Below are 17,078 nucleotides of genomic sequence, written 5' to 3'. Positions count from 1 at the left end.
TCGACCATCACTAGTGAATTGGCCCCCGGCCGACGAGAGTCCGGGTATCGCACCGCCACGAGCGGTGTCGCTGTTTCGCGCGAACAGAACCCAGGAAGTTTTTCCATGCCCAAGAACAAGAAGCCCGCCGGCGGCCGCGCCGCCAAGAACTTCGAGCCCCGCTACGGCGCGAAGACCTCGTTCCAGGACCGCAAGCGTCGTCCCGGTGCAGAGGGTCCCGCCAAGCCCGGGAGCAAGAGCCCCAACCACCGCGGGTACCGTCCCGAGGCCGAGGCGACCCCCGACAAGGGCCGCTGGAACGCCGCCGACCGCGCCGGCCGTGCCGAGGCCCGCAACATCCGCTCGTCGGCACGCGACGATCGGCCCGCCCGGTCGTTCGACCGCAACGATCGTCCCGCACGTTCGTTCGACCGTGACGAGCGGCCCCGTCGTGACGCCGGCGACCGTCCCGCGCGTTCGTTCGATCGCGACGACCGTCCGGCTCGTTCGTTCGATCGGAACGATCGTCCGGCGCGTTCGTTCGATCGCGACGACCGCCCGGCTCGTTCGTTCGACCGGAGCGACCGCCCGGCTCGCTCGTTCGACCGTGACGAGCGTCCCCGTCGGGACGTCGGCGACCGTCCCGCCCGTTCGTTCGATCGCAACGACCGTCCGGCGCGTTCGTTTGACCGGAACGATCGTCCCGTGCGTTCGTTCGACCGTGATGAGCGTCCCCGTCGTGACGCCGGCGACCGTCCGGTCCGTTCGTTCGCTCGCAACGACCGTCCGGCTCGTTCGTTTGACCGGAGCGACCGTCCCGCGCGTTCGTTCGACCGTGATGAGCGTCCCGCTCGTTCGTTCGACCGCAGCGACCGCCCTGCTCGTTCGTTCGACCGCAACGACCGCCCGGCACGCTCGTTCGACGACCGCCCGCGTCGCAACGACGGCCCGAGCCGCAGTGATTGGAACAGCACTCCGAAGCGCTCCGCGGAGCACGAGCAGCGCGTCGACGTGGTGCACGAGCGCCTGCAGGCCGAGGCCGTGGATGCCGCCACGGTCACCGGCGCAGGCTTCGCCGAGCTGGGTCTCGGCGACAATCTCGTCCGCGCCCTCGCCGGTCTCGGCGCAGCGAGCCCCTTCCCGATCCAGGCGGCCACGGTCGCCCCGATCCTCGAAGGACGCGACGTCCTCGCCCGCGGCCGCACCGGCTCGGGCAAGACGATCGCCTTCGGTGCGCCGCTGGTCGAGAGCATCCTGCGCTCGCAGGCGGGTCAGCGTCGCGAGTTCGGACGCGCCCCCAAGGCGATCATCCTCGCTCCCACGCGCGAGCTCGCCCTGCAGATCGACCGCACCGTGCAGGTGCTCGCGCGCAGCGTGGGCCTGTTCACCACCCAGGTCTACGGCGGCGTGCCCCAGGCGCGTCAGGTCGGTGCGCTCAAGAAGGGCGTCGACATCGTCATCGGCACCCCGGGCCGCATCGAAGACCTGCTGAACCAGGGCAAGCTCGACCTCTCGCAGGTGCAGATCGCCGTCCTCGACGAGGCGGATCACATGTGTGAGCTCGGCTTCCTCGAGCCCGTGCAGCGGATCCTCCGTGCGACCAAGAAGGGTAGCCAGAAGCTTCTCTTCTCGGCCACCCTCGACCGCGAGGTCGCGGCCCTGGTCGACGAGTTCCTCGTCGAGCCGGCCGTCTACGAGGTCGCCGGCGAGGACCAGGACTCGAGCACCATCGAACACCGCGTCCTCGTCATCGAGCACCGCGACAAGGCGCAGATCCTCGACTCGCTCGTCGACCGCGAGGGCAAGACCCTCGTGTTCGCCCGCACCCGTGCCTACGCCGAGATGCTCGCCGAGCAGTTCGACGACGCCGGCATCGCCGCGGTCGCTCTGCACGGCGACCTCAACCAGCAGAAGCGCACGCGCAACCTCGAGAAGCTCACCTCGGGTCGCGTCAACGTGCTCGTCGCCACCGATGTCGCCGCTCGCGGCATCCACGTCGACGACATCGACCTGGTCATCCAGGCCGACGCTCCCGACGAGTACAAGACGTACCTGCACCGCTCGGGCCGCACCGGCCGCGCGGGTCGCGCCGGCACGGTGGTCACGCTGATCACGCGTCAGCGTCGCCGTCGGATGACCGAGCTGCTCGACCGCGCCGAGATCCAGGCTCCCTTCGAAGAGACCGCGCTCGGTGACGACGTGCTCGAGGAGCTCTCGGGTCGTCAGCTCTCGAACGTCGACGCGTAACCCGTCGCTCGAAGCCCCCGTCACGTTCAGCGACGGGGGCTTCGTGCATCCTCGGGATGCCGGGACCGCGAGAACCGTCGAGCCCCCGCGCCGCTGGCCGGCCCTCAGAACAACGTCGGCTCGCTGGCCGGGGCGACACGGGGACGACCGGATGCCGGAACGCCGGTGACACGGACCGGGCCGAGGCTGCTGGCGGGCGGTGTCCTCGCGGCCAATCCCGGCTGCGGTCGGCCACGAGGATGGTCGTCCTCGTCCCACCCGTCGAGACGATGCATGCGCAGGAGTGGCCGCATGCGCTTGCCGAGCCACGTGCGGTAGGCCTTCGGGGCCGTCGTCGAGACCCCCGGGTACAGCCCGAGATACGACGAGACCAGGTGCGGATGCTCGCGCTCGAGCCAGTCGAAGAACCACTGTTTCGCACCGGGGCGAAGGTGGAGTGCGCCGTAGACGACGCGTGCGGCACCGGCCTCGCGAATGCGCGCGAGGGCGTCGTCGAGGGCGGCGATCGAGTCGGTGAGGTGCGGCATGATCGGCATGAGGAACACCGTCACCCGGAATCCTGCCGCGGTCGCCGCGCGCACGGTCTCGAGCCGGGCTTCGGCACTGGGCGTGCCCGGTTCGATCGAGTGCTGGAGGACGTCGTCGAAGACGGCGATCGACATCGCCAGCGTGACCTTCACCTGCTTCGAGGCCTCGGCGAGCAGAGGGAGGTCCCGTCGAAGCAGCGTGCCCTTGGTGAGGATCGAGAAGGGTGTGCCGTTGTCGGTGAGGGCCCCGACGATGTCGGGCATGAGGCGGTACCGACCCTCCGCGCGCTGATAGGGATCGGTGTTCGTCCCGAGCATCACGGGCTCGCGCGCCCACGACCCCCGGCGCACCTCGGTGCGCAGGACGTCGGCCACGTTCACCTTCACCACGATCTGCGAGTCGAAGTCGGCCCCGTAGTCCAGGTCGAGGTACTCGTGGGTCTTGCGAGCGAAGCAGTTGTGGCTGATGACGCCGTTCGCGACGAAATCCTCGGTGTCCGTCGTGATGTCGATCATGTCGATGTCGTAGCCGATGTCCTCGATGCTCACGACTCTCACGTCCACGCTGGTCTCGACCGTTGTCCCGCAGACATCGAGTGTGCGCGTGATGGACGGGTGGGCGATATCGAAGAATCGTTGTCTCGAGGCGAGCCCTCCGCGCAGGCGGACATCCGACATAGTGCCCGGGCGAGAGGGTTCGCGAACGGTATCGAATCGGAACGCGGCGAAGGCCTCTTCGGCCAACGAGAGAAGTTCGTCGTTCGCGTTGCTTATGCGCAGGATTTCGCCCGAGTCAGAGCCCTTCGCGTCGAAGATGCCCCCGAGGAAGCCAGCCATCCACTCCCGGCTTCGCGTCCGCGGTATCGCGACGTAGTCCTCGAGGCGCGCGACATCGTCCGTCTTCGCCGTGTGAAGAGCCGTCATGGGCCGGCGATGAGCGGGCACGGAGACGGGGCGGACCATCGTGACGATGCCGATCTGTTCGAGAAGCTCCTTTGCGAGATCGAGCGCCTCACGATCGGCCAGGGCGAGGCGAAATCGGTGGATTTCTCGGACTCGATTCTCGTCGTCGTGGGTCTTGTGGGAGATCGCCGCGTCACCGCGCACCATGCCCGTCAGATACCCTTTGCGCCAGTCCGGATCCGGCGCTTCCACGGAGGGAGGGGCGCCCGTTCCGAAACCCTGCAGACGGTTCGACACCGTGAGGTGGGGGCGCTGTCGGCCCGCGACGGGGGAGTCGGTGACGTGTTTCCATCCGTGCTCCGTCAGGAACCGGTGGTCTGCGCTGCACTCGATCTCGGTGCCGTCCGCGAGGGTGACGCGATGGAGGCGTTTGCGAGTGCTCCACTTCGCGCGAACGGTCGTTTGCACATAACGGCGGTCTCGCGATCCCCCCTCGGTGCCGATGATCTCGTCTCCGACACGGATCTGCGACAGGGGGACCTGTCGGCCGTCCGCTTTCAAGATGAGGGTGTCCGGGGACAGGCAATACGAACACGCATGGCTGCAGCCGCGATAGGGGTTCACGGTCCAGTCGAACGGCATGGCCGAGGCACCGGGGACGCGATTCAGCGCGCTCTTGCAGAGCACCTCGTGAAACGTCATCCCGGCGAACTCCGGCGTCGTCACCGAGCGGACGAGGCCGTCCATCCGCTCCATGCCCGGGAGCGCCGCCGTGTCGTCCACCCCCAGCTGCTGACCCTGCCATCTCATGAGAACAGTCGAACACATGTTCGACGATCCGGCAACACCGTGCCTGGTCCTTTCGAGTCCAGGTTCGAGACCCGCGCCCCGACCCCACCCGGGTCGACCGTTCAGGATGCACCCGCGACAATGGAGGGGTGACAAGCCACGACCCCGAGACCTCGCCCCGCCGCGCCGCGCGCGCGGAGGCCGAGCGGCTCGCGACCGCGGCCCTCACCCTTCCTGATGTCGTCGCCGACGACGCCCCCGCCGCGGCATCGACACGTCGCGCGCTGCGCCGCGATGCCGACGCCCCTCAGGAAAGAGCGTCCGAGACCCGTGGCATCCGTCGACTCGCTCCCGTCTTCCTCCGACGCCGCCTTGCGGGGGTGGCCGCGGCCGTCGTCGTGATCGCCGGGTGCGCCATCGCGGTCGGTGCTGCCGCCTCGGGGGGTTTACCCGAGTCGGCGAGCGATGCCGTCGCGCAGATCGCGGGCCCTCCGGCCGTCGCCGACGACGGCATCCCCGTGCCCCAGCTCGCCGCCGTCGCCGCCACGGCGACACCGTGCGACGATCCCGCCTTCACGACCGCGCTCGCCGCGGGGGACGACGCCGCCGTCATCGACGCCGCCGGTGGCGGTGGGGCCTTCCGCGCAGCGGTGGCATCCGGGATCGCCCCCTGCGTCTCGCTCTCCGACCCGAACCGCGAGTGGCTCGTCGTCAACAAGCAGCGCCCGTACGACCCGGTCGACTACCAGCCCGGCGACCTCGTCATGCCCGCCGATGTGCGCGCCCTCGAGGACTCGGCCCTGCGTGCTCCCGCCGCGCGCGCTCTTACCTCGCTCGTGAAAGCGGCGGCCGACGCCGGCGTCGGCGAGATCGGCTACCTCAGCGCCTACCGCTCGTACACGACGCAGAAGTCGACCTACGCCGGGCGGGTGGCAGTCGGGGGTGTCGCCGAAGCGGATCGAGAGAGCGCGCGGCCCGGCTACAGCGAACACCAGTCGGGGATGGCCGTCGACATCGTCCCGTGCAAGGGCTCGTGCAAGACCCTCGACGACGTGGCGGCGTCGCCGCAGGGCGCGTGGGTGCGCGATCACGCGTGGGAGTACGGCTTCATCACCCGGTACGCCGAGGGTCGCGAGAGCGTCAGCGGTTACGAGCCCGAGGCCTGGCACCTGCGCTACATCGGCTCGGAGCTCGCCCGCGCGTATCACGAGGGCGGTTTCACCACCCTCGAGGAGTTCTTCGGGCTGCCGGCCGCGCCGACCTACTGACTCAGTTGACGACACCCGCGCTGCAGGTCTGCTGCGCGGCGCTAGAGCCGGTGATGGCGGGTGGGAGGGCGATGGCGCCCGTGCGGGGATCGACCTCGCCCGGCTCGACCGCGGGATCTTCCGTGGGCGACACCTGCTCTCCCGGGGTCGGTTCGGCGATGACCGTACCGTCGTTGACCGACACCCCTCCGGTCACTTCGATGGAACGGTTCTCGCGCAACGCGTCCCAGAGCACCTCGGCCGCGGCGTCGTCGGGCTCCACGCGATTGGCATCCGAGCGGGCGGTGACGGTCGGATACTGAACGAAGACGATGTCTTCGAACGGCACGTCCTTCACCGCGGACGCGACCTGGACGAGGGTCAGCGGATTCGTCAGGCTCTGCGTCGGCGTGACGTTTCGAAGGCCCGTCGAAGCCAAGCGCAGCACCGTCGAGGGGTTCGACAGCACCTCCTCGCTGACGAGCTTGCGCGCCAGGCGAGACATGTACTGCTGCTGATTGCTCACGCGGGCCAGGTCGCTGCCGCCCACTCCGTATCGGGTGCGGAGGAACTGCAGCGCCTCGAGGCCCTGGATGGTCCGCGGTCCCGCTTCCCAGTCGATGCCCGTGTTCGCGTCGCGCATGTCGCTCGCGAGGCAGATCTCGACGCCGCCGATCGCGTTGGTGATCTCGATGACGCCGCCGAAGGTGACCATCGCGCCGAATTGGATCTGCTGGCCGCTCATGTCGGAGATGGCGGTGATCACGCACGAGAGTCCGCCGTAGGTGTAGAGCTCGTTGATCTGCAGGGTGCCGCCGCCGAAGCGACCCCCGTCGGCGGTGTCGCACGCGGGGGCGTCGAAGATGAGGTCGCGCGGGAACGAGACGACCGTGACCTTCCGGGGCTCTTCCGAGATGTGCAGGAGGATGTTCACGTCGTTCAGGCGTCCGCCCGCGTCCGCACCCCCGCACCGGTCGCCCAAGAGGGCGATGAGCTCTTCTTCGCATTCGTCGATGCCGACGAGCATCATGTTCACCCCGCCCGAGAGCGCCCCGAGGTCGGGCGGGACGGCCGGCTGGTTCTCGACGACGACGGCCTCTTCGACGAAGTCGGCCGTGAGGTCGTACGCCGTGTACGACACGACTCCGATCGCTGCGACGACACCGACCACCGCGGCGACGGCGAGGAGCTTCGCGAGCTGGCCGAGCGGGTTCGGCGAACGCAGGCGGGCGTGCTGCGCGACGGTGCGACGGCGCCGGGGCATGGCTCCTCCTCGGGTTTCGTCGAGTCTAGGGGGACGGGATGCCGAGACCCCGGCGCGACGCCTGGCGGGGCGGGCCGACGATCGTCGTTTTCGGACGCCGTCCAAACTGAACGTTGGTGATGAAAGCGCTCTGAGTTATGTTTGTGCAACGCGCGCCACCGTTGCCGCGCAGATCGCTCAATTCATCCCCCCGTTTGGAGCGCACGATGGGTCGAACCCTGCGTTCGGTCGCGGCCATTTCCCTGGCCGGACTGTTCACCGTTGCCGGAGCCACAGCCGTTCAGGCTGCCGAAGTGGGCGAGGGGGTGACGCCCCCCACACCCATCGAATCGGCCACCGGCCGGTACATCGTCGTGCTCGACGAGGCCCCCGTCGCCACCTACGACGGCGGCGAGCCGGGTCTCGACGCCACCAAGTCCGACGAGGCGCGGCTCGATACCGATTCCCCGCAGGTGCGCGAATACTCCGCCTTCCTCGAGGAGCGCCAGCAGAACGTCGCCGACGAGGCGGGCGTCCGCCCCGACAACTCCTACACGATCGCCGTCAACGGCTTCAGCGCGAGCATGAACCCGAACCAGGCGGCCAAGCTCGCCGCGACCAAGGGCGTGCAGAAGGTCGTCCCCGACGAGATCCGCCACCCGGTCGCGGTCCCGTCCACCGAGTTCCTCGGCCTCGAGGGCGACAACGGCGTCTGGAACCGGATCGGCGGCATCGGCTCCGCGGGCGAAGGCGTCGTCGTCGGCGTGGTCGACACCGGCATCGCCCCTGAGAACCCGGCGTTCGCGGGCGAGCCGCTCGGCACCGCCGCCGGTTCCCAGCCCTACCTCGACGGCAACGACGTGGTGTTCCGCAAGGGCGACGGCACCGACTTCCGCTCGCCGCGCGTGGCGGAGGGCAACGGCTGGTCGCTCTCCGACTACTCGACCAAGCTGGTCGGCGCGCGCTACTTCGACCAGGGTGCCGCGGCCACCGGGTTCACCTTCGAGGCCGACTACCGCTCGCCGCGCGACGGCGACGCGCACGGCTCCCACACCGCGAGCACCGCGGCGGGCAACAACGGTGTCGACGCCAGCGTGGAGGGCGTCGACTTCGGCGCCATCTCCGGGGTCGCTCCGGCCGCCAAGGTCGCCGCGTACAAGGCGTGCTGGGCGGGGCCCGACCCCCTCGTCACCACCGACGACGTCTGCGCCCTGAGCGACCTGCTCGGCGCGATCAACGCCGCGGTCTCCGACGGCGTCGACGTCATCAACTACTCGATCGGCGGTGGCGCCGCCACCACGACCCTCTCGCTCGAGGACCAGGCGTTCTTCAACGCCGCCGCGGCGGGCGTCTTCGTCTCGGTCTCGGCGGGTAACTCCGGTCCCGGCGCCTCGACCGCCGACCACGCCTCGCCCTGGTACACGACGGTCGCAGCCTCGACGATCCCCACCTACGAGGGAACCGTGAAGCTGGCCGACGGTTTCCAGGCCGCCGGTGCCACGGTGTCGGTCCGCGAAGGTCAGGACGTGACGGCCCCTGTGGTCTACGCGGGTGACATCGCGGCATCCGGAGCCGATCCCGCGGGCGCTGCGCTGTGCCTGATCGGATCGCTCGACCCCGCGAAGGCCGCGGGCAAGATCGTCGTGTGCGACCGCGGTCAGAACGCGCGTGTCGAGAAGTCGCAGGCCGTCAAGGACGCCGGCGGTGTGGGCATGATCCTCGTCAACGTAACCCCCGCCTCGGTCGACAACGACTTCCACTCGGTGCCCACCGTGCACATCGATGCGCGCTACCGCGACGCGCTGCTCGCCTACGTGCGCGGCACGGCGGATGCCACCGCGACCCTCGTGGGCGAGAACGTCACGGGTGTCGAGACGCCGACGCCGCAGGTCGCGGGCTTCTCGAGCCGCGGTCCCATGCTCGCCGACGGCAGCGACATCCTGAAGCCCGACGTGTCGGCTCCCGGTGTCGCGATCCTCGCCGCCGCAGCGAACGCCCCCGGCGCCACCCCGACGTTCGAGTTCCTCTCGGGGACGTCGATGTCGTCGCCGCACGTCGCCGGTCTCGGCGCGCTGTACCTGGGCGAGCGTCCGCTCGCGACCCCGGCCGAGGTGAAGTCCGCGATGATGACCACCGCGTACGACACCGTCGACGCCGAGGGCGCTCCCGCACAGGATCCCTTCGCGCAGGGCGCGGGGCACGTGGACCCGACGAAGTATTTCGATCCCGGCCTGCTGTATCTCAACGGTCCGGCCGACTGGGCGGCGTTCCTGCAGGGCAAGGGCCTCGAGGACTTCGGCGTCGCCCCGATCGACGGCAGCGACCTCAACCTCGCGTCGATCTCGATCGGTTCGCTGGCGAAGCCGCAGACCGTCACGCGCACGGTCACCTCGACGAAGGCCGGCACGTTCTCGGCATCCGTCGACGTCCCCGGGGTGGATGCCACGGTCGAGCCGTCGACGCTCGAGTTCGGTGCGGCCGGGGAGCAGAAGACGTTCACCGTGACGTTCTCGCGCACGGACGCCGCGGCCGAGCAGTGGACGAGCGGCTTCCTCACCTGGGTCGGCGACGGCACTCAGGTGCGCTCGCCGATCGCCATCCGCCCCGCGACCGCCGAGGCTCCGGCCGAGGTCTCGGGTACGGGCCTGTCCGGCTCGACGAAGGTCGAGATCCTCCCGGGCGTCGGCGGAGAGCTGCCGCTGACGGTATCGGGCCTCGCGGCTCAGACGCTGCTGACCGACCCGGGCAATCCCGTCGAGGGTCACACCGGAAACCAGGATTCCGGTGACGCCGACGGCTATGTGCGGTGGACCGTCGACGTGCCCGAGGGGACGACCCTCTCGCGCTTCGACCTCGACTCGTCGGACGACACCGGGAGCGACCTGGATCTGTTCGTCTCGCGCGTGGTCAGCCCCGACGACCTGCGGTACTACGAGCGCTTCACCTCGGCGACGGCCTCGGCCGACGAGCGGGTGACGCTGCCGAACCCCACTGCGGGGACGTACCTCATCGAGGCCAACCTGTACTCGTCGACGGGACCGTTCACGTGGGACATGACCTACGCGAACGTCACCCCCGGCGGAGAGGGGCAGCTGACGGCGACGCCGAACCCGATCCCCGTCGAGCAGGGCGCGGCGGTGTCGTACGACCTGTCGTGGCAGGGACTCGCGGCGCAGACCCGCTACCTCGGCCTCGTGCGGTACGGCGACTCCGACGTGCAGACGGTGCTGACCGTCGACTCGGGGGAAGCCGCTCCGGCGATCGTCGATGCCCCGACGATCTCGGGCACGGCGAAGCTCGGACGCACCCTCACGGCCACCCCCGGCACGTGGAACCCGGCCGACGTCACCACGACGTACCAGTGGCTGCGCGATGGCGAGCCCGTGAACGGCGCCACGTCGGCGTCGTACCGGGTGCAGCGCGCCGACCTCGGGCGCGTACTCGCCGTGCGAGTCACGGCGACGTCTCCGGCCAACGGGCTGACGGCGACCGCCGACAGCGCCGGGGTGCCGATCGTCGTCGGGTCGTTCACGACGGTCACCGTCGACCCCTGGGTCGGTCGCACCGGCGACGCGTACACGCTGACTGTCAAGGTGCGGCCGCTCAGCGGTCCCGCACCCCAAGGCGATGTGACCGTCACCGTGGCGGGCAAGGACTACGTCGCAACCCTGCAGGACGGGAAGGCGACCATTGCCCTCGATCCGCAGACGCGCGGGGTCAAGCTCGTGAAGGCGGTCTACGGCGGCAGCGCGACGGTGGAGTCGTCACGCGCGAGCAGCGCGTTCATCGTGTTGCGGTAGCCCTCGATCGACGCGGTGTGAGCTTCACCGCCGGCAGTGGCGGGGCCGGGATGCGCTCGGGCCCGTGGTCGATCACGGGCCCGAAGCGGGCCGTACCCGCTTCCCAGGCTTCGCGAGCTGCGACGATCTCGTCGTGCGATCGGCCCACGAAGTTCCACCACATGACGATGTCGGCCTCGAACGGCTGCCCACCGAGCAGGAACACGCGCGCATCGTCTTCGCTGCGCAGCTCGAGGTGGTCGCGGCCCTTTCCGAGGTAGACCAGTCGGGTGTGATCGATGGATGCCGTGGGCCCCGCCTCCGGCGCAGAGCCCGGGCGTCTCGCCGCGTCGGCGTCGACGGCATCCATTCCCGTCACCGCCTCGACGGTTCCCGTCATGCCGTAGACCGCGTACTCCCAGTCGAGACGGAGGGGGATGCGCACCGCGACTCCCGCAGGCAGGCGTAGTTCGGCGCCGACGAGGGGGGTGTGTACGGTCGCGGGCGAAGTGGTCCCGCCGAGCTCGCCCATCACGACGACCGCGTCGGCGCCCTCGCCGAGATCGAGCACGGGGAGGTCTTCGTGGCGCTCGAACGCGGGCTCGCCGTGACGACGGGACTCGGGAAGCGCCACCCAGAGCTGCAGGGCGTCGAGCGGGATCGGCCCCTCGCCCACCGAGTACTCGGAGTGCGCGATGCCGGCGCCGCTGGTCATGAGGTTGAGGGCCCCGGGGCGCACGACGACGTCGCTGCCCACGGCATCCCGATGTCTCACCTCGCCGACGATCGGCCACGTCACCGTCTGCAGGCCGATGTGCGGGTGCGGTTCGACGCGCATGAGGGTGTCCTGCGGGCCGAAGCGGTCGAGGAAGCACCACGCGCCGACCATGGGCAGCGCGCGGTGGGGGAGGGTGCGGTGCACCTCCATGCCGCGCACGCCGCCCAGCGGCACCTCTCGCGCCGCCACCACGAGGGCGCGTGGGCCGTCGCAGTCGACAGGTCCCTCGGTCTCGGGGGGAGCGACGTCGAGCCGGGTCACGCGGGTTCGCCGGGTGCCGCCGAGTCGGCGGCGTCGTCGTCGTTCGGCCATTCGACCACCAGGCCGGCCACGTCGTGCTCGCGCAGGTAGTGCGCCACGAAGGGGCACGAGGGGATGACGCTGCCGCCGCGTCGGGCGAGGTCGGACAGCGCTTCGCCGGCGAGGGCCGAGCCGAGGCCGCGGCCCTTGAACGACGGGTCGATCTCGGTGTGGGGGAGCACGGTGCGGTCGTCGTCGATCGCGCGGAACTCGAGGAAGCCGCCGAGCTCGTCGCCCACGTGGATCTCGTAGCGGCGGGCGTCGTCGTTGCGGGTCACGGTCAGTTCGTCGGCCATGGGGTCTCCTGTCGTCGGTAACGACAGCAACGTACGTGCGCGTGCGGGTGTTCCGCCATCCCCGCGGAATACCCGAGGGAGTTTGCTACGACGCCTCGCGCGAGCGGTGTCGCCGCACGGCGGCGCGGTTGGCGCAGCGCACCGAGCAATAGCGCTGACGACCGTTGCGGGTGACGTCGACGACGACGTTCGTGCAGGGATCGGCCGCGCAGCGGGAGAGGCGGTTCATGCCGCGCGTGACCAGGTGCAGCGAGGTGCCGACCGAGATCACGGCGGCGAGCACGCGGGGCAGGGCTTCGTCGCTGTCGCGATAGTGCAGGTGCCACCCCTCGCCGTCGTGATCGGTGAGGCGCGGGTAGGCGGTGACGGCCGCCATCTGGGCGTTGAGCAGGGCCGCCCGCGCGTCGGGATCGGTCTCGTCGACGACGTGCAGCCAGTCGTCGATGACGGCCCGGGTGCGCTCGTGATCGTCGGATGCCACGGGGAACGTCATCGTCATCCCCATCTCGATCGTGCGGCGCTCGATCCCGTCGCGATCGGCGGGCCAGTCGTTCGCGAGCGAGGCGGCGAGCAGGACCGCGTACTCGCCGTAAGGGTTGAGATGCATAACGGCATTACATCACGCTGGGGTCATGACCTCCTCGCGCACCCTCCCGGTAATCGCCCCGGCATCCCTCCACGAGCACGCCTGGCTCACGGAGTCGACGCACCGGACGAGCGAGGGACTCCTGCGGTACGTGCGGTGCACGCGCTGCTGCGCGCGGCGCGTGGACATCGACGCGGCGTCGGTCGTTCCCCCGAGCGCGCTGACGCGTGAAATCGGCTGACGGGGCGCCGCACCGCACGGTAGCGTCGAAGCAGACTGCCGACGGGGGACGCATGCTTGTTCTGAGCCTTATCGCCGCGATCGCGGGCGCGATTCTCGTGCCGGTGATCGCGCTGTACGTCTGGTACGCCATCGGACTGTCGCGCGTCTTCGCCGCGCACGGGGGAGAGCCCTGGCGCGCCTGGATCCCGCTGCTCAACGAGGCCGAGATCTTCCGCCTCGGTCGCCTCGACCCCGTCCGCGCCGTCCTCCTCGTGGTTCCCGGCGTCAACATCTACGGTCTCGTCCTCAAGGCGACCGCCGCCCACCGCATCGGGCAGGCCGCGGGGCGCGGAGCGGGCACGACCGCTCTCGCCGTGATCTTCCCGCCCGTGTGGGCCACGATCCTCTCGGCGCGTCCTCGAACGGATGCCGCGCCTGCCGGCGACACCGCCGACGAACGTCCGATCGTTCTGAGTGAGACGGCATCCGGCCCGATCACCACCATTCCCGGGACGAGCGCGGCCGAGGTCGCGACCGCCGGTCGGCGCCGCTCGACGGCCGTCGTGGTCGAGCCGGTCGCGGTGCCCGTGCTGCCCGGGCCGGTCGACATCGACGAGGACCTCGAGCGCACGTCCCTCCACCCCTCGCGACGCCGGTCGACGGCTGCGGAGGACGCCGATCCGGGCGTCGTCCCGGCGGGCGCGGCGCACACGCCCGCGTCGAACGGGGGGTCCGAGCCGGCGCTGACCCGCGCACCGGCGACACCGATCGCTGCCGCGGCCCTCGACACGGGGGCGGCGGGGGTCGCGGCTCCCCCGTCTGCGTCGGCACCTGCTCCGGCGTCTCCGGCTGCGGCTCAGCCGGCTTCCGCCGCCCCCGGCGTGCAGGCGCCCACGGCTCCCGCACCGGCAGAGGCCGCTCCCGCCGCGACCTCGTCGCCCGTTCCGACCGCTGCGCCCGCGCAGCAGGCTTCCTCCGACGCGTCTCAGGCGCCCTCGCCCGATGACACCGGCTTCGACCGTGTGGCCGAGACCACGGACGCCACGGCCGCCCCTCAGACCGACGGCGATGCGGCGGCGGCTCCCCTCGACGAGCTGACGCAGACGGCCCGTCCGCGCTCGCGCCGGCGCGGCGAGTGGACCCTCGCCCTGCCCGACGGCAGCCGCGTCGCGCTGACCAGTCGCACGGTGATTCTGGGGCGCAAGCCGGGGAACGGCGAAGACGCGGTGCAATACATCGCCGTCGCCGACGACACCCGGACGATGTCGAAGCAGCACGCACGACTCGAGTGGACGGTCACGGGCTGGAGCATCACCGACCTCGACTCGACGAACGGGGTGACCCTCATCCACGACGACGGGCGCACCGAGCGCGTTCCGGGAGGTGCCTCCGCGATCGCGACCTCGCGCTTCCGTCTCGGAGACGCGCGTGTCGAGCTGCGGCCGGCGACCGTCTGAGTGCGACGGCGACCGATTCACGGATCGTGCCGATGGGGCTCGCGGCCGGTGGGCTCCTGCCGCCGCTGAGCTATTCCTGCTCTTCGGGCCCGTAGAGCCCGCGGCCCGTGGGGGCGGCGCGGCGGGGAGCCGCCTCCTCGCGACGGCGACTGACGTAGATCGCGAGAGCACCGATCGCGCCGAGTGCGACGAGTCCGGCCACGCCGATGCCCGTCGCGGTCGTGATGGCCGCGGCATCCGGTCCCGGTCCGATGACCACCAAGACCGCCTCGGGGGTCGCGGTGGGGGAGGCGGAGGGGCTGGCGGCGACGAAGGGGCTCTTCGGACCCCGCAGGCCCGTCCCCGGAACCATCACGATCGCGTCGTAGGGCTGCACGACGCCCCATCCGGAGATGTTGGAGCGCGTGTCGGGCTGCGCGCGGACGGCGGTCGCCTCGAGCCGGTACGCCCACTGGGCGGGGGTCTCGGTGGGGTGCGCGGACGCCACGAGCGCCGCGGCGGCCGATACGTAGGCCGTGGCCCAGCTCGTCGCGGGTTCGTCGGCCCCGACGACGCAATCGCCGCCCAGGGGCCATGACGAGGCGACCGCCTGACCGGGAGCGGAGAGGCTCACGTGGGGTCCGTGGATGCTCGCCTTCGTGACGACACCGCCCGACCCGACGGCGGCGACCCCGATGACGCCGGAGAAGCCCGCGGGGTAACGCGCGCCGTCCTTGTCGTCCTGCTCGGGGGAGTCGTTGTTCGAGCGATTGCCGGCGCTCGCGACGACCAGGCTGCCGCGTTGCTGCGCGTAGGCCACGGCATCCGCGAGCGCCGCGTTCTTCTCGCTCGTGCTGATCGAGACGTTGATGATCTGCGCGCCCTGATCGGCGGCGTAGCGGATGCCGTCGGCCATCCGCGCGGTGTTCGGGCCGAACCCCGCCTCGACGAGCTGTTTCTCGATGCCGGCGTAGACCCGCACGGGCAGGATCTTCGCGTCGGGTGCCAGTCCCTCGACTCCTGAACCGGAGATCAGCTGGGCGGCGATCTGACCGGCGATCACGGTGCCGTGCGCGTAGTTGTCGGTGCGTCCGGAGGCGTCGGTGCCGTCGGGGACGAGGTTGACGCCCGGAAGCACCGACGCGTCGAGGTGCGGGTTGACCGCGACGCCCGAATCGACGACGGCGACGGTCACGCCCGCCCCGCGGGTGAGGGGCCACGCCGACGAGCTCTGCAGCGACGTGAGCGCGGTGGGCGCGTCGGGGATACGCGTCGAGGCGGTGCACTGGCTCTGCGTCGTCGCCGTCCGCACGCCGGTCGAGGGACCGACGGCGGATGCCGGCGACGGGATGCCGATCAGCACCACCCCCGCCGCGGCAGCGAGGGCTGCGAGGCGAGCGGCGCGGGAGCGCAGGGTCACTTCGTCTCCGGCGTCTGCTGCGCCGCGCTCTCGCTCAGCGAGGGGCCGGTGCGCAGGAGAGCGGTCCACCCATCGGGGATCGAGCCGACGTCGTTCGTCGAGTAGCCCAGGCGCGCGATGGTGTCGTCGGTCGCACCCGGGAGGGGGAACGCCGTGCCCGTGGCATCCACCAGTGTCAGGATGCTCGTGTTGTCGGCGCCTCGTCCACCGGCGCGCACGAGAGCCCCGTGGCTGGGATCGACCCGGATGCCGGTGGTGACGGCGGTCGAGGTCGGTTGCGTGGCCAGAGTCGTCGTGGCCTGGCCCTCGCCGGCGGTGAGCACGGCGCAGGGACGCTGACCCGAGGGGACGGTCTCGAATCCGACTCGGGGCCACTCGTCGCCGAGGCCCTGCGTCGCGGTGGGGAGGCTGCGGATCTCGTCCGCGGTCACCTCGGTCACCTTGCCCTTGAGGGCTTCGCCGCTGCCCAACTGGTACAGCTGCCAGGCGAGGGGCGAGAGCGATTCGAGCACGCCGCCGGTCTGCACGAGGAATCGCTCGTCTTCTGCGGCGCCGGCCTGTCGGATGACCTGGCCGACGCGCAGTGAGGTGTTCGCGACGGGCTGGCCGTAGTTCTGCAGCGTGATCGGGGTGAGCGCCGTACCGGCCGTGAACAGGTCGAGCCACGACGCCGGCACGGTCACGGGGGAGAGGGACGAGATCCCGGCGGCGCGGAGCACGGCGTCCGCCACCTCGCTCGAGACCGCAAAGCTCCGGCCGCCCTGCACCACGTGCAGGATGCCGTCGACCGATACGACGACCGCGCGGTCGGTGGCGGGGGTCGGGCCCGCGGCCGAGGAGATGCGCACGTCGAGACCGGCGTCGTCCGCGACGCAGGCGCTCCAGCCGGTGTTGATCAGCCCCGACACCGGAGGCAATTCGTCGGGAGCCCCGGTGATGCCGAGGGTGTCACCGACGGGGGTGCCGTCGAGTGTCGACGAGTCAGTGGAGATCACGCCGTACTCGTTCGCCGGGAGCAGCAGGCGGGCGCTGGCCGTGTTGATCACGGGGTGCAGCACGCCGTCGACGGTGACGAAGCGGGCACCGGTGTCGGACACGAGGACGAGCTTGCCGTTCTCCCAGCCGGTCGGCAGGCCGGGGCGGATGAGCCCGTAGAAGACGCCGACCAGCACCACGATCACGGTGAGGGCGATCGCGGCGATGACCGCGCGCAACGGCGAGCTCGGCTGCAGCTCTTTACCGCCGGGGGCGCCGCTGACGAATGCGGTGAGGAGGCGGCGGCGTGAGAAGTTCTGCGCCTCGATCAGGTCGCCCTTGGTGGCCATG

General features: G+C 70.8%; 12 protein-coding genes. 5 read left to right on the top strand and 7 right to left on the bottom strand.

Annotated features, from left to right (window positions below):
- Nucleotides 1-105: 105 nt before the first annotated feature.
- The gene (locus AB6V29_RS08840) at nucleotides 106-2,226 is read left to right on the top strand and encodes a DEAD/DEAH box helicase (protein ID WP_369358084.1); all 2,121 of its coding nucleotides are present in this window, start codon (nucleotides 106-108) and stop codon (nucleotides 2,224-2,226) included.
- Between the two features lie 104 nt (nucleotides 2,227-2,330).
- Here the strand turns inward: AB6V29_RS08840 and AB6V29_RS08835 are convergent, their stop codons facing one another.
- Nucleotides 2,331-4,466 carry an intein-containing Rv2578c family radical SAM protein gene (locus AB6V29_RS08835; protein ID WP_369358082.1) on the bottom strand — a complete coding sequence of 712 codons (2,136 nt, stop codon included), beginning with the start codon at nucleotides 4,464-4,466 and terminating at the stop codon, nucleotides 2,331-2,333.
- A gap of 128 nt (nucleotides 4,467-4,594) precedes the next feature.
- Here AB6V29_RS08835 and AB6V29_RS08830 point away from each other — a divergent pair, with 128 nt between their 5' ends.
- Nucleotides 4,595-5,713: a M15 family metallopeptidase gene (locus AB6V29_RS08830; protein ID WP_369358080.1), complete on the top strand. Its 1,119-nt coding sequence runs from the start codon at nucleotides 4,595-4,597 to the stop codon at nucleotides 5,711-5,713.
- 1 nt (nucleotide 5,714) lies between these two features.
- Here the strand turns inward: AB6V29_RS08830 and AB6V29_RS08825 are convergent, their stop codons facing one another.
- Entirely contained in the window at nucleotides 5,715-6,956 is a 1,242-nt protein-coding gene (locus AB6V29_RS08825; RefSeq protein WP_267789234.1) for an LCP family protein, read from the bottom strand.
- A gap of 206 nt (nucleotides 6,957-7,162) precedes the next feature.
- On the opposite strand from AB6V29_RS08825, the gene AB6V29_RS08820 reads away from it, so the two are divergent.
- Nucleotides 7,163-10,735 carry a S8 family serine peptidase gene (locus AB6V29_RS08820; protein ID WP_369358079.1) on the top strand — a complete coding sequence of 1,191 codons (3,573 nt, stop codon included), beginning with the start codon at nucleotides 7,163-7,165 and terminating at the stop codon, nucleotides 10,733-10,735.
- Here AB6V29_RS08820 and AB6V29_RS08815 read toward each other — a convergent pair.
- From AB6V29_RS08815 to AB6V29_RS08805, 3 genes are all read right to left on the bottom strand, one after another.
- Nucleotides 10,719-11,753: a pirin family protein gene (locus tag AB6V29_RS08815; RefSeq protein WP_369358078.1), complete on the bottom strand. Its 1,035-nt coding sequence runs from the start codon at nucleotides 11,751-11,753 to the stop codon at nucleotides 10,719-10,721. The two genes, AB6V29_RS08820 and AB6V29_RS08815, sit on opposite strands and share 17 nt — an antisense overlap.
- On the bottom strand, nucleotides 11,750-12,088 hold the full coding sequence (locus AB6V29_RS08810) for a GNAT family N-acetyltransferase (protein ID WP_210072466.1): 339 nt from the start codon (nucleotides 12,086-12,088) through the stop codon (nucleotides 11,750-11,752). Before AB6V29_RS08810 ends, AB6V29_RS08815 begins: the two co-directional genes overlap by 4 nt.
- Nucleotides 12,089-12,173: 85 nt before the next feature.
- Nucleotides 12,174-12,695: a CGNR zinc finger domain-containing protein gene (locus AB6V29_RS08805; protein ID WP_210072465.1), complete on the bottom strand. Its 522-nt coding sequence runs from the start codon at nucleotides 12,693-12,695 to the stop codon at nucleotides 12,174-12,176.
- 25 nt (nucleotides 12,696-12,720) lie between these two features.
- Here AB6V29_RS08805 and AB6V29_RS08800 point away from each other — a divergent pair, with 25 nt between their 5' ends.
- Nucleotides 12,721-12,915: a hypothetical protein gene (locus AB6V29_RS08800; RefSeq protein WP_210072464.1), complete on the top strand. Its 195-nt coding sequence runs from the start codon at nucleotides 12,721-12,723 to the stop codon at nucleotides 12,913-12,915.
- 52 nt (nucleotides 12,916-12,967) lie between these two features.
- The gene (locus AB6V29_RS08795; protein WP_369358075.1) at nucleotides 12,968-14,353 is read left to right on the top strand and encodes an FHA domain-containing protein; all 1,386 of its coding nucleotides are present in this window, start codon (nucleotides 12,968-12,970) and stop codon (nucleotides 14,351-14,353) included.
- A 70-nt stretch (nucleotides 14,354-14,423) separates the two neighbouring features.
- On the opposite strand, the gene AB6V29_RS08790 is transcribed toward AB6V29_RS08795, so the two are convergent.
- On the bottom strand, nucleotides 14,424-15,752 hold the full coding sequence (locus tag AB6V29_RS08790) for a S8 family serine peptidase (RefSeq protein WP_369358073.1): 1,329 nt from the start codon (nucleotides 15,750-15,752) through the stop codon (nucleotides 14,424-14,426).
- Nucleotides 15,749-17,077, bottom strand: a complete 1,329-nt coding sequence (eccB, locus tag AB6V29_RS08785) for a type VII secretion protein EccB (protein WP_369358071.1) — start codon at nucleotides 17,075-17,077, stop codon at nucleotides 15,749-15,751. The genes AB6V29_RS08790 and eccB overlap by 4 nt, the downstream gene beginning before the upstream one ends.
- Nucleotide 17,078: the final 1 nt, after the last annotated feature.

Source organism: Microbacterium sp. 20-116, from assembly GCF_041079415.1.
Taxonomy (GTDB): Bacteria; Actinomycetota; Actinomycetes; order Actinomycetales; family Microbacteriaceae; genus Microbacterium.
This window is presented reverse-complemented; position numbering and strand designations above follow the sequence as displayed.